20 protein-coding genes and 1 riboswitch are annotated in these 24,074 nt (G+C 64.6%); of the genes, 11 read left to right on the top strand and 9 right to left on the bottom strand.

Features of this window, described 5'->3' with window-relative positions:
- A partial coding sequence (locus OSH12_RS15100; RefSeq protein WP_266344391.1) for a hypothetical protein occupies positions 1 to 2,198 on the bottom strand: 2,198 nt, incomplete at its 3' end.
- A gap of 242 nt (positions 2,199 to 2,440) precedes the next feature.
- Between OSH12_RS15100 and OSH12_RS15095 the strand changes: the two genes are divergently transcribed.
- From OSH12_RS15095 to OSH12_RS15085, 3 genes are all read left to right on the top strand, one after another.
- Positions 2,441 to 3,055, top strand: a complete 615-nt coding sequence (locus OSH12_RS15095) for an HAD family hydrolase (RefSeq protein ID WP_266344390.1) — start codon at positions 2,441 to 2,443, stop codon at positions 3,053 to 3,055.
- A gap of 69 nt (positions 3,056 to 3,124) precedes the next feature.
- Entirely contained in the window at positions 3,125 to 3,586 is a 462-nt protein-coding gene (locus OSH12_RS15090; RefSeq protein ID WP_266344389.1) for an Rrf2 family transcriptional regulator, read from the top strand.
- Positions 3,576 to 4,484 (top strand): NAD(P)/FAD-dependent oxidoreductase, encoded by a 909-nt coding sequence (locus OSH12_RS15085; protein ID WP_266344388.1) that lies wholly within the window; start codon positions 3,576 to 3,578, stop codon positions 4,482 to 4,484. The genes OSH12_RS15090 and OSH12_RS15085 overlap by 11 nt, the downstream gene beginning before the upstream one ends.
- A gap of 72 nt (positions 4,485 to 4,556) precedes the next feature.
- Here OSH12_RS15085 and OSH12_RS15080 read toward each other — a convergent pair whose 3' ends face one another.
- Complete coding sequence (locus OSH12_RS15080; RefSeq protein WP_266344387.1) at positions 4,557 to 5,681, bottom strand: site-specific DNA-methyltransferase; 1,125 nt, start codon at positions 5,679 to 5,681, stop codon at positions 4,557 to 4,559.
- A gap of 197 nt (positions 5,682 to 5,878) precedes the next feature.
- Here OSH12_RS15080 and OSH12_RS15075 point away from each other — a divergent pair, with 197 nt between their 5' ends.
- The 3 genes from OSH12_RS15075 (at position 5,879) to OSH12_RS15065 (ending at position 8,624) form a co-directional block, all read left to right on the top strand.
- Entirely contained in the window at positions 5,879 to 7,318 is a 1,440-nt protein-coding gene (locus OSH12_RS15075; protein WP_266344386.1) for a vWA domain-containing protein, read from the top strand.
- Between the two features lie 182 nt (positions 7,319 to 7,500).
- Positions 7,501 to 8,181 (top strand): HAD family hydrolase, encoded by a 681-nt coding sequence (locus tag OSH12_RS15070; RefSeq protein WP_266344385.1) that lies wholly within the window; start codon positions 7,501 to 7,503, stop codon positions 8,179 to 8,181.
- Positions 8,182 to 8,198: 17 nt separating this feature from the next.
- Complete coding sequence (locus OSH12_RS15065) at positions 8,199 to 8,624, top strand: DUF1284 domain-containing protein (RefSeq protein WP_266344384.1); 426 nt, start codon at positions 8,199 to 8,201, stop codon at positions 8,622 to 8,624.
- A 19-nt stretch (positions 8,625 to 8,643) separates the two neighbouring features.
- Here OSH12_RS15065 and OSH12_RS15060 read toward each other — a convergent pair whose 3' ends face one another.
- The 6 genes from OSH12_RS15060 to OSH12_RS15035 all read right to left on the bottom strand — a co-directional run bounded on the left by OSH12_RS15060 (position 8,644) and on the right by OSH12_RS15035 (position 15,447).
- Entirely contained in the window at positions 8,644 to 9,612 is a 969-nt protein-coding gene (locus OSH12_RS15060; RefSeq protein ID WP_266344383.1) for a formyltransferase family protein, read from the bottom strand.
- A 208-nt stretch (positions 9,613 to 9,820) separates the two neighbouring features.
- Entirely contained in the window at positions 9,821 to 11,401 is a 1,581-nt protein-coding gene (gene gcvPB, locus OSH12_RS15055) for an aminomethyl-transferring glycine dehydrogenase subunit GcvPB (RefSeq protein WP_266344382.1), read from the bottom strand.
- Positions 11,398 to 12,741 (bottom strand): aminomethyl-transferring glycine dehydrogenase subunit GcvPA, encoded by a 1,344-nt coding sequence (gene gcvPA, locus OSH12_RS15050; protein WP_266344381.1) that lies wholly within the window; start codon positions 12,739 to 12,741, stop codon positions 11,398 to 11,400. Before gcvPA ends, gcvPB begins: the two co-directional genes overlap by 4 nt.
- A gap of 102 nt (positions 12,742 to 12,843) precedes the next feature.
- Positions 12,844 to 13,215 carry a glycine cleavage system protein GcvH gene (gene gcvH / locus OSH12_RS15045; RefSeq protein WP_266344380.1) on the bottom strand — a complete coding sequence of 124 codons (372 nt, stop codon included), beginning with the start codon at positions 13,213 to 13,215 and terminating at the stop codon, positions 12,844 to 12,846.
- A 24-nt stretch (positions 13,216 to 13,239) separates the two neighbouring features.
- Positions 13,240 to 14,388 carry a glycine cleavage system aminomethyltransferase GcvT gene (gene gcvT / locus OSH12_RS15040; RefSeq protein ID WP_266344379.1) on the bottom strand — a complete coding sequence of 383 codons (1,149 nt, stop codon included), beginning with the start codon at positions 14,386 to 14,388 and terminating at the stop codon, positions 13,240 to 13,242.
- A 173-nt stretch (positions 14,389 to 14,561) separates the two neighbouring features.
- Positions 14,562 to 14,660, bottom strand: a riboswitch (glycine riboswitch).
- A gap of 136 nt (positions 14,661 to 14,796) precedes the next feature.
- A complete protein-coding gene (locus OSH12_RS15035) occupies positions 14,797 to 15,447 on the bottom strand; it encodes a hypothetical protein (protein WP_266344378.1) in 651 nt (216 codons plus the stop codon).
- A 167-nt stretch (positions 15,448 to 15,614) separates the two neighbouring features.
- Between OSH12_RS15035 and thrC the strand changes: the two genes are divergently transcribed.
- The 4 genes from thrC (at position 15,615) to OSH12_RS15015 (ending at position 22,078) form a co-directional block, all read left to right on the top strand.
- The gene (gene thrC, locus OSH12_RS15030; RefSeq protein ID WP_266344377.1) at positions 15,615 to 17,021 is read left to right on the top strand and encodes a threonine synthase; all 1,407 of its coding nucleotides are present in this window, start codon (positions 15,615 to 15,617) and stop codon (positions 17,019 to 17,021) included.
- Between the two features lie 41 nt (positions 17,022 to 17,062).
- Positions 17,063 to 18,337, top strand: coding sequence for a M16 family metallopeptidase (locus OSH12_RS15025; RefSeq protein WP_266344376.1), 1,275 nt, complete (start codon positions 17,063 to 17,065; stop codon positions 18,335 to 18,337).
- Positions 18,338 to 18,467: 130 nt separating this feature from the next.
- Positions 18,468 to 19,055, top strand: a complete 588-nt coding sequence (locus tag OSH12_RS15020) for a GNAT family N-acetyltransferase (protein ID WP_266344375.1) — start codon at positions 18,468 to 18,470, stop codon at positions 19,053 to 19,055.
- 134 nt (positions 19,056 to 19,189) lie between these two features.
- A complete protein-coding gene (locus OSH12_RS15015) occupies positions 19,190 to 22,078 on the top strand; it encodes an EAL domain-containing protein (protein ID WP_380224091.1) in 2,889 nt (962 codons plus the stop codon).
- 45 nt (positions 22,079 to 22,123) lie between these two features.
- Here OSH12_RS15015 and OSH12_RS15010 read toward each other — a convergent pair whose 3' ends face one another.
- Complete coding sequence (locus OSH12_RS15010) at positions 22,124 to 22,921, bottom strand: hypothetical protein (protein WP_266344374.1); 798 nt, start codon at positions 22,919 to 22,921, stop codon at positions 22,124 to 22,126.
- A gap of 183 nt (positions 22,922 to 23,104) precedes the next feature.
- Between OSH12_RS15010 and ispH the strand changes: the two genes are divergently transcribed.
- Positions 23,105 to 24,073, top strand: coding sequence for a 4-hydroxy-3-methylbut-2-enyl diphosphate reductase (gene ispH / locus OSH12_RS15005; protein ID WP_266344373.1), 969 nt, complete (start codon positions 23,105 to 23,107; stop codon positions 24,071 to 24,073).
- Position 24,074 lies beyond the last annotated feature (1 nt).

Here is a 24,074-nt window from a genome sequence, read left to right as displayed (position 1 = left end):
TTGTCGCGGATCAGCGGCGGACGGCATTCACCCTGCGGTGGGACACACCGGCCATTGTTGTCACGCACCAGCGGCGGACGGCATTCACCCTGTGGCGGGACGCAACGGCCGTTGAAATCACGGACCAGCGGCGGGCGGCACTCGCCCTGCGGCGGGATACAACGACCATAGCGGTCCATGAACAGCGGCGGGCGGCAGCCCTGCGGCGGCACGCAGCGGCCATCGCGATCCATGAACATGGGCGGGCGACAACCCTGGGGCGGCAGGCAACGACCGTCGCGGGTCATGAACATGTCCGGCGGACAACGTTGCGGAATGCACTGGCCGCGTACATAGATTTCGTCGCGCGGGCAGCCGCAATATCCATTGGGCAACCGGACAAGTTCCGGCGGGCAGCGCCAGGGAATGCAACGGCCATCGACGAAGGTCTCGTAGCGCTCGCAATGCATCGGCGGCGGCAGGCATTCGCCGCGCACACGGATCATGTCCGGCGGACAGCCGATGGCGACGCAATAGCCGTCGCGGAACCGGGTGCCGAATGGGCAACTGGGCGGCAGCAGGCAGACATCGCCGACGAGGAAAGTGCCAACCGGACAGCTGAGGATAACCGGCGGTGGCGGAGGCAAGGGCTCCGAGAAACGTGGCGGAGGCGGCGGCAGGATGGCGCGGCGTCCCGGCGTTGGTGCGACCTCGCAAGGCAGCGTAACGACGGCGCCCATATGGCCCGAGGAAGCATGATCGCCGACCTTGTCGCCATAGGCGATGAACCAGCTGTTGGTCGGCGGTGCGTTGGTGGGAAGAACCAGCTGGGTGTCATTGCCCTGTAGGCCATCGACGGGCTCGACGTTGGGTGCGTCGCCGAGCAATTGCTCGCCGGTCGACCACAGCGTGACGCCGCAGGCGTTCATCTGCATCCGGCCGCTGGAATCGTAGCCTCGCCCCAGAGCGACACCGCCATCGGCATTGCGATATTCGGGCAGCAGCCCGACGGCATATTGCTCGGGCAACGGCAGCCAGAGACCAGGTTCGGAATCGGACTTCGTTTTCGGCCGGAAGCGGAGGACACGGCTGTTGCCGCCCTCGGCCACATTGGTGAAGTCATAGACGCCAGTTGGCGGCGCGCGCTCGGCCGCGTAGAGCAGGCCGCGATTGTCAAAGGCAATGGAGGACACTTCCATGCCCGGCCCGAGGGCTTCGACAGAGGTCTCGAATCGAGCATCTCTGGCGAAGGAACCATCGCGGTTGATACCGACCGACCAGATCTCTGGGCCGGCGGCGACAGAATAGAACAGTCGGTCGCCACGAATGGCGAGCGCGAAGACGAGACGTTCAGGATCGGCAAAGCCCCAGGTCGCGGGCTGTTCGGTGTCAAAGGACTGGCTGGCGATATCGACGTTGACCGGCGTCAGGGGCGCTTCGGCAAGTCCGTTGGCCGGGCGCGCCTCAAGGCCGTGGTCAAAACTGTCCCGGTCGGCGCCATCGAGGCCGAGCCGATGGATCAGCCCGGTTGCCCTGTCGGCAACGAAGATCTGCTGGCTGCGTGGGTCGAAGGCCAGACCGCCGAGCGAGGCGGCGGCATTGACGCCTTCGTCGCCGATATTGGCGAACAGGGCCGTTTGCCCCGTCGTGCCATCCACGCGCCAGATCGAGGTTGGCCCACCGCGCTGGTCGGCCGGGCCGAACTGGTTGGGAAGGAAGGTTGCGCCCGGCAGGCCATGCAGCAGCCGCTTGAATGCGCCGCCCGACGCATCGGCGAGGCCGATCGACAGGCCATAGGCGGAGGTCGCGGCGAGATAGATCGACGGCGCCGGCGCATCATCGAGCGCGACGCCAAAGACCTGGCCGACCTGCCCTGCCGTAATGGTGAAGGGCTTTTGAACCTGCGAAAGCGCGCCCTGGGGCCCCAGCTGCGACAGGTCGATGACCCGGGCCGAGGCCCCATCCGGCGGGATGACGAGATAATCAAGCGGATCGGCGCCGCTCGGCGGCGCGCCGGGTGCCGTGCCGGAAAAGCCGGTGACGACGGCATCCTCCGGCCCGATGATTGCCTGTTGCGCCTGGGCCGGTTCGGCCGCGACGCTCGCCCCGGCCAGAAACAGCAAAACGACGCCCGAAAGGCGCCGCGTCCAGCTTCGAGACAGAGATCGTGTCGATACCACGCCGGTTGCACCGCGCGCCGCCATCGAGCCCGTAGACATGTTCGCCTCTCCCGGAACGTCGTTCGTGGGGCGGGTCGCGGCGAGAGAAAGGATAGAAGGCCACGGTCGCAGACACGAAGCACGCCAATCTTTCAGGCTGAAAGCTACGCCACGGCAGCTCCTCCAGCCAGCGGGAAGATTACTAAGGTTTGCAGATTTCTCAGTGATCGCCTTCACACCGTCACGAAAATTCGGATGCTGGCTGACCACATCACGATTTCAGGACGTCAGGAGCAGCCGCCATGAGCGAAATCCAGCACATCGTCTTCGACATCGGAAATGTCCTGCTGAGATGGGATCCCGAGATCCCGTTCAGGCGGCTGATCCCCGACGATATGCAGCGTCGGCGCTTCCTGGCCGAGATCTGCACGCAGGATTGGAACGTCGAACAGGATCGAGGCCGCAGCTGGCCGGATGCGGAAGCGGAGCTGATTGACCGGTTCCCCGAGCACACGGCGCTGATCCGCGCCTGGCGCGCGCATTGGCACGAGATGGTGCCCGGTTCGCTGGAGGAGACGACCGTCATCCTGGATCAGTTGATCTCGGACGGCCAGGACGTGACGGCCCTGACCAATTTCGCCGAGGACACCTTCGCCGAGGCGCAGGAACGATTTCCCTATCTGCGTCGGTTTCGCGGCGTCACCGTCTCCGGTCGCGTCAAGCTGGTGAAGCCCGATCCCGAAATCTACCGCCTGCATGCCGACACGTTCGGCCTGACCCCGGCGGCGACGCTGTTCTTCGACGACAGCGCTCCAAATGTCGAAGCCGCTCGAGCCGCCGGCTGGAAGGCCGAGCGATTCATCGACGCGGCGACGATGCGGATCGATCTCGCAAGGCATGGCATCGGGGTCTTCTGACGCATCCCCTTTCCCCGCTTTCCGCATCCGGCTTGACAGCGTCGCATATCATGTAACATTAATTGTTTCATGAGACACGACAGCAGACTTTCGGGCGTCCTGCACGTCCTCCTTCACATGCTCGAGGCCGGCGAGCCGATCACCTCCGAGCGCCTCGCCGAGATGATGTCGACGAATCCGGTCGTCGTCCGCCGGATCATGGCCGGCTTACGCGAAGCGGGCTTCGTCCATTCGGAAAAGGGCCATGGCGGCGGCTGGACCGTCATCTGCGATCCCGCCGCGGTCACGCTCGACGACATCTACGTCGCGCTCGGATCGCCGCCGGTTTTCGCACTCGGCCATCGGTCGGAGAATCCGGCCTGCCTCGTCGAGCAGGCGGTCAACGCATCGCTGGAGGGCGCCTTCCACGATGCCGAACAGCTTTTGCTGAAGCGTCTCGGCGAAGTGACGCTGGCCGCTCTCGCCGCCGATTTCCATCAGCGCTACCTCATCAAGTGCGGAACGAAGAAGGACATCAGCCATGCCGTATGACGCCATCATCATCGGCGGCAGCTATGCCGGCCTCTCGGCCGCCATGCAGCTTGCCCGCGCCGGCCGCCCCATCGCGGTCATCGACAGCAACACCCCGCGCAACCGTTTCGCCGACGCCTCGCATGGCTTCTTCGGCCAGGACGGCGCAGCACCGCGCGCCATGATCGCCCAAGCCCGCGAAAAGCTGCTCGCCTATCAAAATGTCCGTTTCATTGACGGCTTGGCCATCCACGCTCATGCGATTCCGGCGGGCTTTGCCATCGATCTGGCCGAGGGGGACACATTGGAGGCGTCAAAGCTGGTGCTGGCGTTCGGCGTCGTCGACGAGCTTCCCGACATTCCGGGTCTTGCTGGAAAATGGGGCAAGTCGGTTCTGCACTGCCCCTATTGCCATGGCTATGAATTCAAGGGACAGCGGCTGGGCGTTCTCAACGTCATGGAAAAGTCGGTGCATCAGGCGCTGATGATCCCTGACTGGGGACCCACGACATTCTTCCTGAATGGCGGCGCAATGCCGGATGCGGAGACCCTTGAAAAACTGCGTCGCCGCAACGTGACGATCGAGCCGGAGAAGGTCGTGTCTCTGGAAGGCACGGAGACGGATCTATCCGGCGTGCGGCTCGCGAATGGCCGCGTGGTCGGGCTCGATGCAATGTTTACGGCCACGCGGCCCCGGATGGCGAGCCCGATCGCCGAGCAACTCGGATGCGCCTTCGACGAAGGGATGCTGGGGCCGGTGATCCGTATCGACGATATGAAGATGACGACGGTCCCGGGCGTCTATGCCGCCGGCGATATCGCCCGATCGATGCACAACGCTACCTTTGCCTCGGCCGATGGCGTCATGGCCGGCACGGCGCTGCATCAGGCGCTGATATTCGAACCGCTGGCGGCCTGATCCAAGATACGATCCAGGGCACGCCAGCGGCCTGTCAGGACACCGCGAGACCAGGGGCCTCGCGGCGTCGGCTCAGCCTCCGGCTGCAGCCAGTTCATCACGGACGATCTTCCTGAGATCGTCGATGGAAGTCAGTCGGCCATTGTGATGGACGTGCCAGAACGTCCAGCCATTGCAGGCATCAAAGCCCTGCACCAGCGCACCGACCCGGTGGATCGAGCCCATCAGCGGGCCGGATTCGAGCGAGGCATCGGCACGCACGCGGGCCTGATGGCGGCCGCGTGAATCGGTCAGCACAGCGCCCGGAACGATCAATCCACGCTCCAGCAGCGTCCCGAACGGGATGCGCGGCTCGGAACGCTTACCCTTGAGCAGTTCAAGGGCCGCGGCCGGCGCCGTCTCGACTGCATCGATGCGGGCACGCGCCGCGTCGATATAGACCTGCTCGCGCTCGACGCCGACGAAGTGACGGCCGAGGCGCTTGGCCACAGCGCCCGTCGTGCCCGAACCAAAGAACGGATCGAGGATGACGTCGCCCGGCTTGGTCGAGGAGAGCATGACGCGGGCCAGCAGCGCTTCCGGCTTCTGGGTCGGATGAACCTTGTGGCCGTCGGAATCCTTCAGGCGCTCGCCGCCGGTGCAGATCGGCAGCAGCCAATCCGAACGCATCTGGACGTCGTCGTTGAAGGCCTTCATGGCCTCGTAGTTGAACGTGTACTTGGAGCCCTGCCCGCGAGACGCCCAGATCATCGTCTCATGCGCATTGGTGAAGCGCTTGCCGCGGAAGTTCGGCATCGGGTTGGCCTTACGCCAGACAACGTCGTTCAGGATCCAGAAGCCGAGATCCTGCAGCATCGTGCCGACGCGAAAAATGTTGTGGTAGGAGCCGATGACCCAGAGCGCGCCGTCAGGCTTCAGCACGCGGCGAACCGCCAGCAGCCAGGCGCGAGTGAACGCGTCATAGGCCTCGAAGCTGTCGAACTTGTCCCAATGATCGTCGACCGCGTCGACGACGGAATGATCCGGGCGGGTCAGCCCGCCTTCCAGCTGCAGATTATACGGCGGATCCGCAAAAACGAGATCGACCGACGCCGAAGGCAACTTCTCCAGCGCGGCAATGCAATCGCCCTTGATGATGGTATCCAGCCAGGGAGCCCGGTCCGCGACCTCTACCGGCTTCCGCGCAAGTGCCTTCATTTCCCAACTCCCCGACGCAACAGAACATGCGCCTATGGTTAGCGAACAGGGTGAAGGACCCGTTACGAAGCATGGTTAATCAATGGTAACCGCGCCGATTTGCAGGTTTTTTCCGTCTTCGACATCGTTTCGCCGAAAGACTTGGTTTATGGTTTCGCAAGACGGGCCCGGCGCCGGGCCGCACCATCGAGGCCATAATGATCCGCGGTTTTCTTGCCCTGCCGGCTGCGCTGGCTCTTCTTTGCGCGACCAGCGTCACCGTGCTCGCCGACGACGTGATGCTCGTTCTCGATGCCTCCGCCTCGATGGCCGGAAAATTGGGACGCGACCGTAAAATCGATCTCGTCGCCGACAGCGTCGCAGCGGCGGTGGCCGATTTCCCGACCGAAGCGCGGATCGGCGTTCTCGCCTTTGGCGCCAAGAGCAAGACTAGCTGCACCGACGCCGAGATCGCCGTCAGGCCGCAGCGCAACGGCAATGACCTGGTCGCCGCAGCTGCTGCGACGCTCAAGCCACGCGGCAAGGCGCCGCTCGCCGTTGCTGTCGAACGCGCTGCCAATGCCCTCGACTACAAGAAGGCGCGCGCCACCGTCATCGTCTTCGTCGACAAGGTCGAAGCCTGCGACGCCAACCCCTGCGTGCTGGCCGAATCCCTTGCCGAGCGCGCCAAGGACTTGACTGTTGAGGTCATCGGCCTCGGCCTTGACGACAAGGAAATCGAAATCGTCGCCTGCCTGGCCGAAAAGACCGGCGGCAAGTTCATCAACGCGAAGGACGGCACCGACGTTGCCGGTGGCCTCGCCGCCGCCCTGGCCGCCGCCAAGGCGCCGCCACCGAACCTTCCTTCCGCTCATATCGAAGCGCCGGCCAAGGTGATCCAGTCGAGCGTCTTCGACGTTGCCTATGACGGCCCGAAGGCGAAGGGCGACCGCGTCCAGATCGTCTGGCCCGGCCTGCCGGCGGGTTCGGAGATCCGCAGCGTGCTGGTCGCCCAGGACGGCAAGATGCGCAAGCTTCGCGCCCCTGCCGAGCCCGGCACCTACGAGATCCGTTATTACCATCCGCAGTTGAACGTCATCCTCGCCACCCAGTCGATCGAAGTCGATGTGCGGCCGACGACCGTAAACACGCCCGAGCGCGTCGGCGCGGGTGCGCCGTTCAGCGTTGCCTGGTCGGGTCCGGCCGCCCCGTCCGATGCCATCGAGATTTCGCCCGAAGGGGCGGACACCAAGCTGGCCGTCGCGCACGTCAACAAGGACGGTCGCGCGCTGACCCTGACGGCGCCCATCACACCCGGCCGCTATGAGGCGCGCTATCGTTCGGCCGTCGACAACACGGTTGCCGCCAAGGCGAGCTTCACCGTCGATCCGCCGATGGCGTCCCTGAGCGGCCCCGAAACCGCCAAGCCCGGAAGCGCCATCACGGTCGAATGGAAAGGGCCGGCGGCTCGCTTCGACGACGTGGTGATCGCGCGCGTCGACATGCCGGCCAAGGACTACCTTACGACGGCGCGGATTCGGCCGGACCGGCCGACCGTTCACATCGCGGTGCCGTCCGAAGCCGGCAGCTACGAGCTGCGCTATATCGCCGGCGACGGCACGGCGATCTTCGCCCGCGCACCGCTCCGCGTACGCTAGAACCCTTCGATCGGGTCTTCGCAGCAGACAGTCCCGCCGCGATCTGATAGAGAGCCCGCGTATTTCATGGGCAGGATCTTGGCCCCCTTGATCCCGCCCCCTTCCCTTTCGTGCAACGCGCGATCTCGGTCGGTAAACTCCACGACATTCGAGATGGCGCCAGACTGACCGGAAAGTCCTCCATGCTTGTCCTATTCGATTGCGACGGTGTGCTCGTCGATTCCGAAATCATCGCGTCACGCGTTGACAGCGAGCGGCTCGCCACCATCGGCTACGATATCTCGGTCCAGGAAATGTCGCACCGGTTCGCCGGCCTGACCTGGGACCGCATCTCCAAGCTGATCGAAGCCGATTTGGGCCATTCGCTGCCGGAGAATTTCCACGCCGAAACGAACGCGGAGCTCGACAAGCGTCTCGCGAAGGATCTGAAGATCATTCCCGGCGTGCAGGAAATGCTCGACAAGCTCGACTATCCGCGCTGCATCTGCTCGAACTCCTCGCCCGAGCGACTGAAGCTCTCGCTGACCAAGACGAAGCTGTATGACCGCTTCCGGCCCTACATCTTCTCGGCCGTCGCCGTACGCAACAACCAGCCGAAGCCGTCGCCCGACGTGTTCCTGCATGGTGCGGAAGAATTCGGCGTCGACCCGCGCGATTGCGTCGTGGTCGAGGATTCGACGCATGGCATCCACGGCGCCCGCGCCGCCGGCATGCGCGTCATCGGCTTCACCGGCGGTTCGCATACCTGGCCGGGCCACGCCGATGCGCTAACCGCCGCCGGCGCCGTCACCGTGATCAACCGCATGGCCGATTTGCCGGCGATGATCGACGCGCTCGCCGCCTGGAACCCCGTCGACGAATAGGCCTCAAAGGCTCCCGCATGACGGTCCGGCTGCGCGCCCATCATCTGCTCTGCATGCTGACCTATGTCGGCAAGGGCTACACGGCCGAGTTCTGCACCAACTATGACGGCATCGTCGCGCGGCTGACGCGCGGCGAAGACATCCTCATCGTCACCGGCCCGGACGATGTCTGCGCCCCGCTTCTTTCGACAGAAGCGCCGCATTGCCACAATGACAGCGTGCTGGTCCGCGACGCCCAGGCGGCAGCCGCCGCGTCGGATTTGCTCGGCGCAACGGTCGCCCCCGGATTTCGCCTCACCCTCGATCCCGCGACGCTGACACGGTTCAGATCCGCGTTCGCCGCAGGGACGTCACGCATCGCCTGTGGTGGATGCGAATGGTCGAGCCTTTGCGACAGCATCGCCGGCAGCGGCTTTGAAGGCACCCGCCTGCTCAATCCCTAGCCCTGCCCCATACGCTCCTCTACGGCGCGCGAGCTGTAACCTCGGGGGCCTTCAGCACGACGGGGCTTTGCCGCAATAGCCAGAAGAACCTCCAGCGATCCATCCGTCTCCATCCGTTCCAGCGCAACCGGACGCGAACGCGCTGGTCGGCCGCGTCGAAATCGCCGGAAAACCATCGGGCGCGAGGTGCTGCTCCTGTACGCGGGCCGAGCACGCGGTCGAAGCCAATGGCGTCACGCCCCGGCAGTTCCCGGATCGCGGGCGGTCGAAAATACGGCATCATCCCGCACCGCCACGCAACCTCGTCGGCGCTCAAATCCGACGAGACGACGAAAGCTTTGGCGGGAACGACCTTCACGTAGGAAGCAGCCGCCTCATCCTGCGTGCGCGCTTCGATCCGCCCTTGCAGAAATGCGGGAATGTGATCGACCAGACCGGCCGCGGCATGGGCCAGAGCGATTGCGTAGCCCGTCGCCGGCGGCTTCACCGGGAAGGCAACCGGCGTCTGGGCAACGATCGCTCCCGTGTCGAGCGTGGCGTCCAGCAGATGCAGCGTTGCGCCGGCCGCATCCGTCGCACGATCGAGAATCATGCCCTGCAGCGGCGTCGGGCCCCGATAGCGAGGCAAAAGAGAGGGATGAATGTTGAAGGCGCGACCGGGAAAGATATCCAGGATCGCGGACGGAATAACGTGATGGAAATAGGCCGAGATCAGGACATCCGCGCCCATTTCGCGCGCGAACCGAGGGCCATCCGACCATCCGGCGAGACGCGGCACCCTAACGACAGGGACTTCAGCTGCTTCAAGCTGTCGTCCGATCGACCATTGTGGGGCCACGCGCGCCAAGCGCCGATCGTAACCCCAGAGGTTGTCATGACCGTCCGCGGTCCAGAACGCGGCGATCCGGTTACCTCCGGCGAGCCAACGCGCCACCACGGCGGCGGGAGCAACCGACGGACTGCCGAGAAACAGTGCCGTCAGCGCCACATTTTGACCTTCCCGAACCTGAGCTGGCACCCGGCTGGTCGCAGGGTTTACAGAACCGAACCCTGCCGCTAGCGTCGTGTCATTAAAACTGGAGACAGCCATGACAACACAACGCAAACCCTATGAGAAGCCTGTCATCGTCAAGGCAGAGACGCTCGGCGCGATTGCCGCCGTCTCCGCTACCAGCACCATCAAGAGCTAGACTGTTTTACTCAGCCGCGGCGGCTTCCGTCCACGGCTCGGGCTTTTCCCATTTGAGCTTGGGCGAGCGCGCGGCGCGCGTTTCGTCCAGGCGGCGGCGCGGGGCGAAACGCGGGGCCTGCTGGAACAACTCCAGCTCACCCGCCTTCGCCTTCATCACCAGATCCCGCAAGGTCGCGATGAACAGGTCGAGCGAGGCCTTCGATTCCGATTCCGTCGGCTCGATCAGCATTGCGCCATGCACGACGAGCGGGAAATACATCGTCATCGGGTGATAGCCCTCGTCGATCATCGCCTTGGCGAAATCGAGCGTCGAGACGCCGGTGCCTTCCAGGAAGGTGTCGTCGAACAGCACTTCGTGCATGCAGGTGCGATCGCCGGACGGCTGGCTCATCAAATCGCGAAGACCGGCGCGGACATAATTGGCATTGAGCACGGCATCTTCCGACGCCTGCTGCACACCGTCCGAGCCATGCGACAGCATGTAGGAAAGCGCCCGGACGAACATGCCCATCTGGCCATGGAACGCCGTCATGCGACCGAAAGGCGTTTCACCCGGTAATAGAGCCTCTTCGCTCTCAACCAGGACCGGCCCATCGGCCCCTGCCCGCACGAAGGGCAACGGCGCGAAGGCGGCGAGGCGTTCCGACAGCACGACGGGACCGGCGCCCGGTCCGCCGCCGCCATGCGGGGTGGAAAACGTCTTGTGCAGGTTGATGTGCATGGCATCGACGCCGAGATCGCCGACCTTCGCCTTGCCGACGATGGCGTTGAAGTTCGCGCCATCGCAGTAGAAATACGCACCCGCCGCGTGGATCGCCGCCGCGATCTCGACGACATCGCGCTCGAACAGTCCGCAGGTGTTCGGGTTGGTCAGCATGATCGCGGCAACGTCGGGCGACAGCAGCGCCTTGACCGCTTCCGGCGCGACGGTGCCGTCCGGCCGGGCCGGCACGGTAACGACCTTGAAGCCGATCAGGGCGGCCGTGGCCGGGTTGGTGCCATGCGCCGATTCCGGCACCAGCACGATGTTGCGCGTCTCGCCCTTGGCAGCGATGGCAGCCTTGATCGCCATCATGCCGCAAAGCTCGCCATGCGCGCCGGCCTTCGGCGACAGGGCGACCGAGGTCATGCCGGTCATTTCCAAAAGCCAGCGGCCAAGCTCGGCCATCAGCTCAACCGCGCCGCCGACGGTGGAAAGCGGCTGCAGCGGGTGCACGTCGCCGATACCGGGCAGCCGCGCCATCTTCTCGTTGAGGCGCGGATTGTGCTTCATCGTGCAGGAGCCGAGCGGATAGAGGCCGCTGTCGATCGAGTAGTTCTTCTGGCTGAGGCGCACATAGTGGCGCATCGTTTCCGGCTCGGAGAGACCGGGAAGATCGATCGGCTGCTTGCGGGCGAGCTTGCCGAGGCGCGGCTTGAAGGCGGCCGGCTCGTCGAGATCGACTCCGGTGACGTCGTGGCGGCCGACCTCGAACAGCAGCGCTTCCTCGATCTGGAGCGCGCGATTGCCGGTGAAGGTTTTGGGTGCATCGGATGTCGCAGCGCTGGCGGCGACGGTGGGGCGACCCTGGCTGTTCATGCTCATGCGAGCACCTCCGAAAGCGCTGCCACCAAGGCGGCGCGGTCATCATCCGTGTTCACTTCGGTCGAGGCGACGATCAGGAGATCGGCGAGTTCGCCCTTGCCGGGCTCCAACCTCGAGGCCGGTACGCCGGCGAGCACGCCCTTGGCCACCAGCTTCTCGACGATGTCGGCGGCATTGCCGGGCAGGCGGATGGTGAACTCGTTGAAGAACGAGTCATTCAAGAGGGTTACGCCCGGTAGCGCAGAAAGCGATTCAGCCAGCTTCACCGCGTTGGCGTGATTGACCCGCGCCAGCCGCGAAAGGCCTGCTTGGCCGAGAAGCGTCATATGAATCGTGAACGCCAGGGCGCAAAGCCCTGAATTCGTACAGATATTCGAGGTCGCCTTATCGCGGCGGATGTGCTGCTCGCGGGTCGAAAGCGTCAGCACGAAACCGCGCCGGCCTTCAGCGTCAACCGTCTCGCCACAGAGGCGACCGGGCATCTGGCGGACGAATTTCATTCGCGTCGCGAACAGGCCGACATAAGGCCCGCCGAAGCTCAGCGCATTGCCGATCGACTGGCCCTCGCCGACGACGATGTCGGCGCCCTGCGCCCCCGGCGGCTCGATCAGGCCGAGTGAGACGACCTCGGTGAAGACGGCGATCAGCAGCGCGCCGACCTCGTGCGCCTTCGCCGCGATCGGCGCCAGATCGATCAGATGGCCATAGACGGAGGGCGACTGCACGACGACGCAGGATGTCTCGGCGTCGATCTGGCCAAGGATATCCTCGGTCGCGTTCGGGTCGGCCGGCAACGACAGGACGGTATCGCCGGCCATAGGCGACAGCGACTCGACGACGGCGCGATAGTGCGGATGCAGGCCGCCGGAAAGCACGGCTTTCTTCCGCTTGGTCAGACGATGCGCCATCAGCACGGCTTCAACCGTCGCAGTCGAGCCGTCATACATCGAGGCGTTCGCCACCTCCATGCCTGTCAGATGCGCGATCTGGGTCTGGAATTCGAACAGGACCTGCAGCGTGCCCTGGGTGATTTCCGGCTGATACGGCGTGTAGGAGGTCAGGAACTCCGAGCGCTGGATCAGGTGATCGACCGTCGCCGGAACATGATGCTTGTAGGCGCCGGCGCCGACGAAGAACGGCACGGAGGACGCCGAAACATTGCGAGCCGAGAGGCGGCCGAGCGTGCGCTCGACCGACATCTCGCCGGCTGCCTTGGGCAGATCGAGCCCATGGACCCGAAGGTCCCTGGGAATATCGGCGAATAGATCGTCGATCGATCCGACGCCGATCGCCGCCAGCATCGACTGCCGGTCCGTATCGGAATGGGGAAGATAGCGCATCGTCTGGTCTTTCCTTCACCTCTCACCTTGCGGGAGAGGTCGACGGCAAAGCCGTCGGGTGAGGGTTTACGTCTTTGTCTGAGGGGCCAGCGAGCCGCCCAACTACAGCGTTTCGACGAACGCCCGGTACGCTGCTTCGTCGAGCAGGCCTTCCAGTTCGCCCGGCTCCGTCAGCGTCAGCTTCAGGAACCAGCCATCCGTCTCGGCCGCCTCGTTGATCATGGCCGGCGACGCCTCGAGCGCGCCGTTGACGCCGACAACAACGCCAGAAACCGGTGCGTAGACGTCACTCGCCGCCTTGACGGATTCGACCACCGCCGCGTCGTCGCCCTTGGCGAAGGTCTTGCCGACTTCCGGCAGTTCGACATAGACGACGTCGCCCAGTTGCGACTGCGCATAGTCGGTGATGCCGACATAGGCGGCGTCACCGTCGACGCGAACCCATTCGTGATCCTTGGTGAAATAGCTGGTCATGGTGATCTTCCCTGGAGGCGCCGTTCAGGCTTGCTTGCGGAAATAGCGGTGCGGAACGAAAGGCATGGCGACGACGGACGCAGCAAGATCCTTGCCGCGAACCACTAGCGTGACGGGGGTGCCGGGGGCTGCATGCTCGGCCGAGACATAGCCCATGGCGATCGGGCCGCCGGCCGTTGGGCCGAAGCCGCCCGAGGTAACGATGCCGATAATGGCGCCGGAAGCGTCGCGGATCTCGGTGCCCTCGCGGGCTGGCGCCCTGCCCTCCGGCAAGATGCCGACGCGAAGCCGTCCCGGGCCGGTAGCGAGTTCGCCAAGGATACGACCGGCGCCGGGAAAACCACCTTCGGCGCGACGGCGCTTGGCGAGCGCAAAGCCGAGATCAGCCTCGACCGGCGACGTCGCCTCGTCAATGTCATGGCCATAGAGGCAAAGCCCGGCTTCGAGCCGCAGCGAATCGCGGGCGCCAAGTCCGACAGGTTCGACTTCCGGCTCGGCCAGCAGCGAACGGACCAGCGCCTCGGCCTTGTCCGACGGAACGGAGATTTCGTAGCCGTCCTCGCCGGTATAGCCGGAGCGGCTGATGTGGCAGTCGACGCCATCGACGGCAACGCGCGCCGCGGTCATGAAGCCCATGGTGGCGGCATCCGGGCAATGGCGCGCCATCACTTCGGCCGCCTTCGGCCCCTGCAACGCCACCAGCGCCAGGTCGTCTGCGACTTCGAGCGTGACGCCTTCCGGCAGGTTGGCGGAAATATGGGCGTAGTCGATCGCCTTTCGGCCCGCGTTGACGACCAGATAGAGCGTGCCGTCCAGGCTCGGATCGGCAAGGCGCGTCACCATCAGATCGTCGATGATGCCGCCTTCCGGCGTCGTCAGCAGCGTGTAGCGGACGCGGCCGGGCGTCAGCGCCTGGAAATCGCCCGGCGTCAGCGCTTCGAGCGCGCGGGCCGTCGTCGCGTGGTCCGGGCCGACCAGATAGGCCTGGCCCATATGGGAGACGTCGAACAGGCCGGCGCTTTCGCGCGTCCAGTTGTGTTCGGTCAGGATGCCCTTGGGATATTGCACCGGCATCGCATAGCCCGCGAAGGGCACCATGCGGGCGCCGAGTTCGCGATGGAGGCCGGCAAGCGGCGTCTCGAGCAGAAGGTCGTTAGCGGCCAAATCAGCCATGCATCAGAATCCTCGACAGAGTCAGTGACACGGGCAGGCCCAATCTGGCCTGTTCCGCGCCCCCTCTGTCTGAGAACCTGAGAGATTTCCCGCTCTGCCAAGATGGCAGATACGGCTACTCCTTCGGTGAGCTTTCGCCATGCTTCATGGCAGAAAGCTGCTTTCCAGAGCGTCGCCGACCAGCCGGTCCGTTGGCCTGAGAGTTTCCGGGGCGGTTGCTCCTTCGGCGCCGACGGGGTTTGCACCCCTTCGGTCTCTCCCGGTGGTCGTTCAGTCGGCACCCGAAGGCATCGACTCGACAGGATCGCGACACGGATCCTGCCTCCCTCGTTACTGAAGGATCGCGGGCATCCCGTCAATCGACGCGATGCCCGGATTTACATCAATCTTGGCGACCGCGCCTCTATCCTAGCGACCGCTCTTGCCGGAGGCCTTGTCGTCGAGGCCGACATAGACGTGGAAATCGGTGTTGCCTTCGCTGATCGGCACGGTGATCGATTCGTCGATCTTGGTGAAATCCGCAGCGAAGGTGGGAGCCGCCAGCACGACCGGGATGCGCGCCAGTTCCGACTTCAGGACCTTGTCGCGTCCTTCCATGACAGCGATGCGAATCGGCACGTTGATGGTCTGCGCCTTGCCGGCCGGTCCCGCCGCGACGCGCCCCTTGATGCCGAGCTTGATATTGACGCCGCCGGGCACCTTCCGGCACTCGCGCGCCGTGTCGACGATCGACACCTGATAAACCACCGGAGGGTTGGCGCCGGTCAGGGGATCGGGCTTGCCGGCCGCGAAGACCTTGAATTCCTCGGTCCCCGGCCTGATCGAAACCGGCGGACAATCGACCGCCTGGCCGAAGTTCTCGGCCGACACGATCGTCGCATTCTCCAGGTTCTTGTTCGGTGCTCCGAAGAGCGCATTCTTGACGACATTGCCGCTGCCGGACGAGGAGCCATCGCTCACGCTTGAACAGGCGGAAACCAGGCCAGCCAGGGCGGCGACCGAAACAAGTGCCATGAGGCGGCGCGGCCTAGCCGAGCCGCCGAAAGAAGAACGATGCATCCCAATAATCCTCGACGCTGGTGCGCGACGTCTATAACAGTCCGATTGATCTTTGGCGACTTAGTGGCCGACGGCCTGCCGCACCTTGCCCGTCGCATCCCGCGACGATAGGGTTGCAGCAAAGGCGGCTTGCGACAAGTCTGGCCGCATGTGGAGGCGTTTCTTCCGTGAAATATGTGAGCACGCGCGGTCTTGCCCCCGCGCTCGGCTTCTCTGACGTACTTCTGGCAGGGCTCGCACGCGATGGCGGCCTGTATGTACCCGAGACATGGCCGGCGTTTTCTTCCGAGAGCTTTTCGCGCCTTGCGGGGCGGCCCTATCATGAGGTCGCCTATGCGGTGATCCATCCGTTCGTCGCCGGCGAAATCGCCGATGCCGACCTGCGGAGGATGTGCGCCGAAGCCTATGCGACCTTCCTCCATCCGGCTGTCGCACCCTTGGTGCAGACCGGCCCGAACAGCTTCATTCTGGAGCTTTTCCACGGCCCGACGCTGGCGTTCAAGGACGTGGCGATGCAGCTGCTCGCGCGGCTGATGGACCATGTGCTGGCCGAGCGCGGCCGCCGCGCCACCATCGTCGGCGCGACCTCCGGCGATACGGGCGGCGCCGCCATCGAGGCCTTCCGAGGCCGTGCCGCGACCGACATCTTCATCCTGTTCCCGCATGGCCGTGTCTCGCCGGTGCAGCAGCGCCAGATGACCACGGTGCATGACGCCAACGTCCATGCCATCGCGCTCGAAGGCACGTTCGACGATTGCCAGTCGATCGTGAAAGGCCTGTTCAACGACCACGCGTTTCGCGACCGGGTTTCGCTGTCGGGCGTCAATTCGATCAACTGGGGCCGCATCGTCGCCCAGGTGGTTTATTACGTCACGGCGGCCGTCTCGCTCGGCGCGCCGGCGCGCAAAATCTCCTTCACCGTGCCGACCGGCAATTTCGGCGACGTCTTCGCCGGCTATGTCGCCAAGAAGATCGGCCTGCCGATCGACCGGCTGGTGATCGCCACCAACACCAACGACATCCTCGCCCGCACGCTCGAATCGGGCCGCTACGAGATGACCGGCGTGGTGCCGACGCAGTCGCCGTCGATGGACATCCAGATTTCGTCCAACTTCGAACGGTTGCTGTTTGAAGCAGCCGGTCGCGACGGAGATGCGGTGCGTCGCCTGATGGACAGCCTTGGCCAGTCCGGCGCCTTCACGATGCCGGAACAGGCCCTTGCGGATATCCGGACGGAATTCGTTGCCGGCCGCGCCAACGAGGCCGAGACGGACGCGACGATGCGCGAAACGCTCGCCGCAACCGGCTACCTCGCAGATCCGCATACGGCGGTGGCACTCGCCGTTGCCGCCCGGCAGCCCGAGACCGGCTCGCCGATGGTGACGCTGTCGACCGCCCATCCGGCCAAGTTCCCGGCCGCCGTGGAGGCTGCCACCGGCGTCCATCCCGCCCTGCCCCTCTGGCTTGGCGACCTCATGCAGCGGGAGGAGCGCTTCACCGTTCTTCCCAACGATATTGGTGCCGTCGCCCGCTTCGTCGAAGCCCGCGCCCGCGCTCTCCACGAAAAGGTGTGAAGCATGGCACTCGAAGCAGTTCTCATGCCGGTGATCCGCGCATGACAGTACAGGTGACGAAACTCAAGTCGGGACTGACCGTCGCGACCCATGACATGAATCACCTGGAAAGCGCGGCCCTGGGCGTCTGGGTCGGCGCCGGATCGCGTCGCGAAGAGACTTCGGAACACGGAATCTCGCATCTGCTCGAGCACATGGCCTTCAAGGGCACGCGCAAGCGTTCGGCAACCGACATCGCCGAGGAAATCGAGGCGGTCGGCGGCGAACTGAACGCAGCGACCAGCGTCGAGACGACCTCCTATTATGCCCGCATCCTGAAGCCGGACGCCGAGCTTGCCGTCGACATCCTGAGCGACATCCTCTGCAACTCGGCCTTCGACGCCGACGAACTGAAGCGCGAGCAGCACGTCATCGTGCAGGAAATCGGCGCTTCGCTCGATACGCCCGAGGACCGCGTCTTCGACTTCTTCGTCGAGAGCGCCTATCCTGACCAGCCGATCGGCCGGACCATTCTGGGCACCGAGGAGACCGTTCGGCGCACCAGCTCCGGGGATCTCTCCTCCTATCTCGACCGCCACTATCACGGCCCCAACATGGTGCTGGCCGCGGCCGGCAACGTCGATCACGACGCGCTCGTCAAACTCGCAGAGGATCGGTTCGCCAGCCTGCCTTCGGCCGAGCTGACCCACAGCGAGACGGCGCATTACCGCGGCGGCGAGATGCGCGAAACGCGCGACCTGATGGAAGCGCAGATCCTGCTCGGCTTCGAGGGTGTGCCTTACAAGTCGGATGATTTTCACGCCGTACAGATCCTCGCCTCGATGCTGGGCGGTGGAATGTCGTCGCGCCTGTTCCAGGAAGTGCGCGAAAAGCGCGGCCTTTGCTATTCGGTCTATGCCTTCCACTGGAGCTTCGCGGATACCGGCCTTTTCGGCATCCATGCCGCGACCGGCGGCGAGGATATTGAAGAGCTGATGCCAGTCCTGCTCGGCGAGCTGGAGCGGTCGAGCCTCGACGTCACCGAAGCCGAACTGAGCCGTTCGCGCGCACAGATGCGCGCCAGCCTGCTGATGAGCCTCGAAAGCCCGGCAGCTCGCGCCGGTCAGGTGGCCCGGCAGCTCCTGCTGTTCGGACGCCCGATCCCGGTCGAGGAAATCGTCGCCCGCATCGACGACGTCTCGGTCTCCCGCGTGCGGGAACTTGCCCACCGCATCTTTACCGGCAGTTCGCCGACGGTCGCCGCGATCGGCCCCATCGACAAGCTGGTGAACCATGGCAAGATCGGCGAACGCTTGGGATCGCCGGTCGCCGTCTGAAGCGACGATGCTGACGGAAGCGGCACCCGGCCAAAACCGGTCGTCCTGACCGACAGAATGAGGACCGTGATCGATCCAACCCGGGCGGTCATGTTGACGAGCAACGCGGAGCGGGGGCGCGGCGCGGCAAATGGAATTCCTGCGGTCCGTCGTGCCTTTCCATCCGATGCCGGTGATTTCCACCGGCACCGTGATCCTGCGCGCCCCGACCATGTCGGATTTCGCCGGCTGGTCCAGCCTTCGCGAGCAGAGTCGCGGCTTCCTCGCGCCCTGGGAGCCGCTCTGGCCCGCCGACGACCTGACCCGCAGCGCCTTCCGTCGACGGCTGCGCCGCTACCACAGCGAAATGCGCGAAAGCACCGGCTTCCCCTTCCTCGTCTTCACAACGGACGGGACGCAATTGGTTGGCGGGCTGACGCTGTCGCATGTCGTGCGCGGCGTCACGCAGAGCTGTTCGCTCGGCTACTGGATGGGCGCGCCCTTCGCCGGCAAGGGCCTGATGACGGCGGCGGTCCGGGCCATCATTCCCTTCGTCTTCGACACGCTTCGTCTGCACCGGCTCGAGGCGGCGTGCCTTCCCCACAACGCGGCATCCATCCGTCTTCTCGAAAAAGCCGGATTCACGCGCGAAGGCTACGCGCGTCGCTATCTCTGCATCGAGGGTCAGTGGCAGGACCACCTCCTCTACGCGATCGTCAGCGATGATCCACGACCGTGATAGCGTTTGCCCCGTCCGGTCGTGCCAGACAGGGGGTAAGGAACTGTTGCCAGCCTGCTACGCAGCCGAAATTTTCTTGTGCTGCCCCGGCCCGGATAGTACTGCTCGACTGCCTTCGGGCCTTGGAGGTTTGTTTGTTGCTTAACCGCTTCGTCGCCGCGGTCTTTTTCGTCCTGTTCGCGGTTGTCGGCACTGCTACGCATGTGCAGGCTCTCGACGCGATCAACGTCCCATTGGACGGCACGACGCTCGACCTGACCAAAGCCGTCGAACGCGCTTCGCGCGACCCGTCCGATCGCGTGCAGGTCTCGACCGCGCCCGGCCCTGACGGCATCGTTCGCCGCATCGAGGTGCGTTCCAACGAAGCGGGCGGCACTTCCTATTGGGTTTCGTTCGCACTCACCAACAATGGCGACGAGCAGATCGACCGGCTGCTGGTGGCGCCGCATTTCCGCCTTGCCAATTCCGGCCTGCTGATCCCCGACCTCGGCGCTTCGCGCATCGCGACGGTGACGCCAAGCCAGGGCTTTGCACCCGAGCGCCAGGCGAGCCAGGAAGCCGACGTTTTTCGCGTCACGCTGGATCCCGGCGCTGTCGTCACCTTCGTGGCGGAACTGCGCACTCCGGTGCTGCCGCAGCTCTATCTTTGGGAGCCTGACAACTACAAGGACGCGATCAACAGCTACACGCTGTATCACGGCATTGTCCTGGGCATTTCCGGCTTGTTGGCGCTGTTCCTGACCATCGTATTCGTGGTCAAGGGCACGGCGATGTTCCCGGCGACGGCCGGCCTAGCCTGGTCGGTCCTGATCTATCTCGCCATCGATTTCGGCTTCTGGAACAAGGTGATCCAGATCGCGCCCGGCGACGACAAGATGTGGCGCGCCTTCGCCGAGGTGCTGCTGTCGGCGACGCTGCTGATCTTCACCTACACCTATCTGAACCTGAACCGATGGCACGCCCGCTATAGCCACGCGACCATCGCCTGGCTGGTTGGCCTGCTGATCCTGCTTGGCGTCGCCGTGTTCGAGCCCGGCATCGCTGCCGGCGTCGCCCGCTTCTCCTTCGGCCTGACCGTGACGCTCGGCTTCGTCGTCATCATCTATCTGGCGCTGCATCACTACGACCGCGCCATCATGCTGATCCCGACCTGGGTGCTGCTGATGGTCTGGATCCTCGGCGCCTATCTGACGGTGACGGGCAATCTGACCAATGACGTGATCCAGCCGGCGCTGAATGGCGGCCTCGTGCTGATTGTCCTGCTGATCGGCTTCACGGTCATGCAGCACGCCTTTGCCGGCGGAACGATCGCACCGGGCGCCATCGGCGAAACCGAGCGCCGCGCGCTGGCCCTGACCGGCGCTGGCGATATCGTCTGGGACTGGGACGTCTCTCGCGACCGCATCTATACCGGCCCCGATGCGGAGGACCTTCTGGGCCTCAAGCACGGTACGCTGGAGGGCCCTGCCCGCGACTGGCTCGACGTGCTGCATCCCTCCGACCGCGACCGATTCAAGGCGACACTGGACGCCGTCATCGAGCAGCGCCGTGGCCGCATCGCGCAGGATTTCCGCCTGCGCGCCGAGGATGGTCATTACCGGTGGTTCCATCTGCGCGCCCGTCCGGTGCTTGGCACCGATGGCGAGGTCACGCGCTGCGTCGGCACGCTCTCCGATGTCACCGAGGAGCGGACTGCCGAGGAACGCCTGCTGCACGACGCCGTGCACGACAATCTGACCGGCCTGCCCAACCGCGAACTGTTCGTCGACCGGCTCGCGTCGGCGGTGACGCGCACCCAGACAGAGGGCGCCGCTCGTCCGTCGGTGTTTATCCTCGATATTGACGGCTTCAAGCAGGTCAATGACGGCTTCGGCCTGTCGGTCGGCGACTCCATCCTGCTGACGATCGCGCGTCGCCTCACCCGACTCTTGAAGCCGCAGGATACGCTCGCCCGCATCTCCGGCGACCAGTTCGCCTTCCTGCTGATTTCCGAGAGCGAGCCCGAACGCATCGCCGGCTTTGCCGATTCGGTCCGCCGTACGCTGCGGGCGCCGATCTCGTTCGGCGACAAGGAAATCTTCCTGACGGCCTCCATCGGCATCGCCATGCATGACAGCAAGCAGAGCGAAGCGCTGGAGATCATCAAGGATGCCGAAATCGGCATGTATTACGCCAAGCGCCTTGGCGGCGACCGCATCGAGGCATTCCGCCCTGCCCTGCGCCAGCATGGTGCCGACACGCTGACGCTGGAGGCGGATCTTCGTCGCGCCATCGGCCGCGAGGAAATCAAGGTTCTCTACCAGCCGATCGTACGGCTGGAAGACCGGACCATCGCCGGCTTCGAAGCGCTTGTGCGTTGGGACCATCCCCAGCATGGCCGCATTCCGCCGGCGGAGTTCATTCCACTCGCCGAACGCAACGGCTTGATCATCCCGCTCGGCCTGTTCGTGCTGGAGCGTGCCGCCAAGCAGCTTTCGGACTGGCAGGAACAGCTCGGCCGCGACGTGCCGCTATTCGTCTCGGTCAATGTCTCGAGCCGGCAGTTGCTGCGCCACGACCTCATCAACGACGTGAAGTCGGTGCTCTCACGCTCCGCCGTCACGCGCGGTTCGCTCAAGCTGGAGCTGACCGAGAGCCTGGTGATGGAGAACCCGGAATATGCGGCGCAGGTGCTGACCCGCATCCGCGAGCTCGGCGCTGGCTTGTCGCTCGACGATTTCGGCACCGGCTATTCGTCGCTCTCCTATCTGCAGCGCTTCCCGTTCGAGACGCTGAAGATCGATCAAAGCTTTGTCCGGGGTCCCTCCGCCAAGCAGAAGCGCGTGATCCTGCGCGCCATCATCGGCCTGGCGCACGAGCTGGAAATGGACGTGGTGGCGGAAGGCGCGGAGACTGAAGACGACGCGCTCGACCTCTACGATCTCGGCTGCGAGTTCGCGCAGGGCTTCCTGTTCGGCCAGCCCATGACGGCCCCGGAAGCCGGCAAGCTGATCTTCCGCGAAGAAGAAGCGATGATCGCCTAGCCGATCTCGGGCGAGGCTGACGTTTGCGCCAGCCTCGACAGGCCATCAGGCGACCATGAGGCGCTTCGTGTCGCCGAACACGTGGTCCAGCACCCTCTCTCGAAGCTGCATCAGGTCGCTGTCGTCGGTGACGCGGGCGAACAGCCGCTTTTCATCGCCTTCAAGTTGGCTGTGGCGTGACAGGCGTCGCGCGATGGCGTCGTCGCCGAGCGGTGCCATGCCCTCGAACGAACTGCCGCCGCCCTCCGATGCCACGTGGCTCAGCGCCCGCTCGTCTGGCACCAGGCCGAGCTTGGCAGCGACTTCGACGCGATAGGCCGGGTCAGCCACCCAGCGATCGTAGTAGATGCCGACATGGCCGGGCAAACAGTCGGTCTCCCCCAGGAGCTCCCGGGCATGGGCTTTCCAGAGTTCTATGCAGTTATGGAAATAGAGGTCCGCCCGGTCCTTGCCATAGAAATGATGCAGGCGGCCGCCCCACATTCGGATTCGGCTCGCAAACATGTTCATCGGGTCGCGGAGCAGCAGGATGTGCCGGCACTGTCGCGGCCAAGGGTCAAAGATCGGCGCGTTGATCGGCCAATCCTCAAGGCTGACGCAAAGGCCGCCGGACGTCAGCCGCCTGCCGGTTTTAAGCAGTGGCTTTCGCATGCGCTTCCGCAACGAAAGACGTAGAAACCAGGCCCAGAAGCCTTTTGGCGTGAACGGATCGCCAAGTACGACCGATACCTGTTCGTGCGAAAGAATGTCATTCAGAAAAAACGTTGATCGTGGCAGTCCAGTCCAATTAAGAACGGCGTGATTGCCACTCCTTCGCATTCCGTGAAAGGCCCATATCTGCATGGAAGCTGCCCCGTTGAGCGCGGCCCCCACCCCATTGCCAGAATGAGCAAGAAATATTTACAAGGCTACCAACCAAAACACGTTGTCGTGAGCGAACACACGCAAGCGGCTTCCTGTCACGACGCTTGACAGCGACCCGCCCCATCCCTCTATTCCCGTCTCATGTCGCGGAACGAAAATACCATGGCCGACGTGCCCAAGCCCCCGCTGGAGATCCTGCTTTGCGCACCGCGCGGCTTCTGCGCCGGTGTCGATCGCGCGATCCAGATCGTCGAACTGGCGCTGCAGCGCTTTGGCGCACCGGTCTATGTCCGGCACGAGATCGTGCATAACCGCTATGTCGTCGACAGCCTGCGCGACAAGGGAGCCATCTTCGTCGAGGAACTGGACGAGATCCCCGATGATGGCCAGCCCGTCGTCTTCTCGGCCCATGGCGTGCCGAAATCCGTCCCGGCCGACGCCAAGTCGCGCCAGATGTTCTTCCTCGACGCGACCTGCCCGCTCGTCTCCAAGGTGCACAAGGAAGCGCAGATCCATTTCAAGCGCGAGCGCGAGATCGTCCTGATCGGCCATGCCGGCCATCCAGAAGTGATCGGCACCATGGGCCAGTTGCCCGACGGCACGGTGACGCTGATCGAGACGGTGGCGGACGCCGAGGCCTACACGCCGAGGAATCCCGAAGCGCTCGCCTTCATCACGCAGACGACGCTTTCGGTCGATGACACCTCGGCGATCGTCGCGGTCCTGACCAGGCGCTTCCCGGGCATCACCGCGCCGCACAAGGAAGACATCTGCTATGCGACGACCAACCGTCAGGAAGCGGTCAAGCGGATCGCCGGCGACGTCGACGCGATGATCGTCGTCGGCGCGCCCAATTCGTCGAACTCGCAGCGCCTTCGCGAAGTGGCCGAGCGCGAGGGCTGCGCCGTCTCCGTACTGATCCAGCGCGCCTCCGACATCGACTGGTCGCGGCTCGACGGCATTCGCCGCGTCGGCGTCACCGCCGGCGCCTCTGCGCCGGAAATCCTGGTCGAGGAAGTGATCGACGCCTTTGCCGCGCGCTACAGCGTCAAGGTTGAACTCGTCCAGAACGCGATCGAGACGATCGCCTTCAACCTGCCCCGCGAACTTCGCCTTCCAGCCGCAGAATGAG

It is taken from the genome of Kaistia terrae (genome assembly GCF_026344005.1).
GTDB lineage: Bacteria > Pseudomonadota > Alphaproteobacteria > Rhizobiales > Kaistiaceae > Kaistia > Kaistia terrae.
The sequence above is the reverse complement of the archived record's forward strand: the minus strand, read 5'-3'. Positions and strand labels throughout refer to the sequence as shown.

Coding starts and splice junctions, on each gene's coding strand:
- OSH12_RS15095 (WP_266344390.1), top strand. CDS start 2,441: ATGAGCGAAATCCAGCACATCGTCTTCGACATCGGAAATGTCCTGCTG.
- OSH12_RS15090 (WP_266344389.1), top strand. CDS start 3,125: ATGAGACACGACAGCAGACTTTCGGGCGTCCTGCACGTCCTCCTTCAC.
- OSH12_RS15085 (WP_266344388.1), top strand. CDS start 3,576: ATGCCGTATGACGCCATCATCATCGGCGGCAGCTATGCCGGCCTCTCG.
- OSH12_RS15080 (WP_266344387.1), bottom strand. CDS start 5,681: ATGAAGGCACTTGCGCGGAAGCCGGTAGAGGTCGCGGACCGGGCTCCC.
- OSH12_RS15075 (WP_266344386.1), top strand. CDS start 5,879: ATGATCCGCGGTTTTCTTGCCCTGCCGGCTGCGCTGGCTCTTCTTTGC.
- OSH12_RS15070 (WP_266344385.1), top strand. CDS start 7,501: ATGCTTGTCCTATTCGATTGCGACGGTGTGCTCGTCGATTCCGAAATC.
- OSH12_RS15065 (WP_266344384.1), top strand. CDS start 8,199: ATGACGGTCCGGCTGCGCGCCCATCATCTGCTCTGCATGCTGACCTAT.
- gcvPB (WP_266344382.1), bottom strand. CDS start 11,401: ATGAGCATGAACAGCCAGGGTCGCCCCACCGTCGCCGCCAGCGCTGCG.
- gcvPA (WP_266344381.1), bottom strand. CDS start 12,741: ATGCGCTATCTTCCCCATTCCGATACGGACCGGCAGTCGATGCTGGCG.
- gcvH (WP_266344380.1), bottom strand. CDS start 13,215: ATGACCAGCTATTTCACCAAGGATCACGAATGGGTTCGCGTCGACGGT.
- gcvT (WP_266344379.1), bottom strand. CDS start 14,388: ATGGCTGATTTGGCCGCTAACGACCTTCTGCTCGAGACGCCGCTTGCC.
- OSH12_RS15035 (WP_266344378.1), bottom strand. CDS start 15,447: ATGCATCGTTCTTCTTTCGGCGGCTCGGCTAGGCCGCGCCGCCTCATG.
- OSH12_RS15025 (WP_266344376.1), top strand. CDS start 17,063: ATGACAGTACAGGTGACGAAACTCAAGTCGGGACTGACCGTCGCGACC.
- OSH12_RS15020 (WP_266344375.1), top strand. CDS start 18,468: ATGGAATTCCTGCGGTCCGTCGTGCCTTTCCATCCGATGCCGGTGATT.
- OSH12_RS15010 (WP_266344374.1), bottom strand. CDS start 22,921: ATGCAGATATGGGCCTTTCACGGAATGCGAAGGAGTGGCAATCACGCC.
- ispH (WP_266344373.1), top strand. CDS start 23,105: ATGGCCGACGTGCCCAAGCCCCCGCTGGAGATCCTGCTTTGCGCACCG.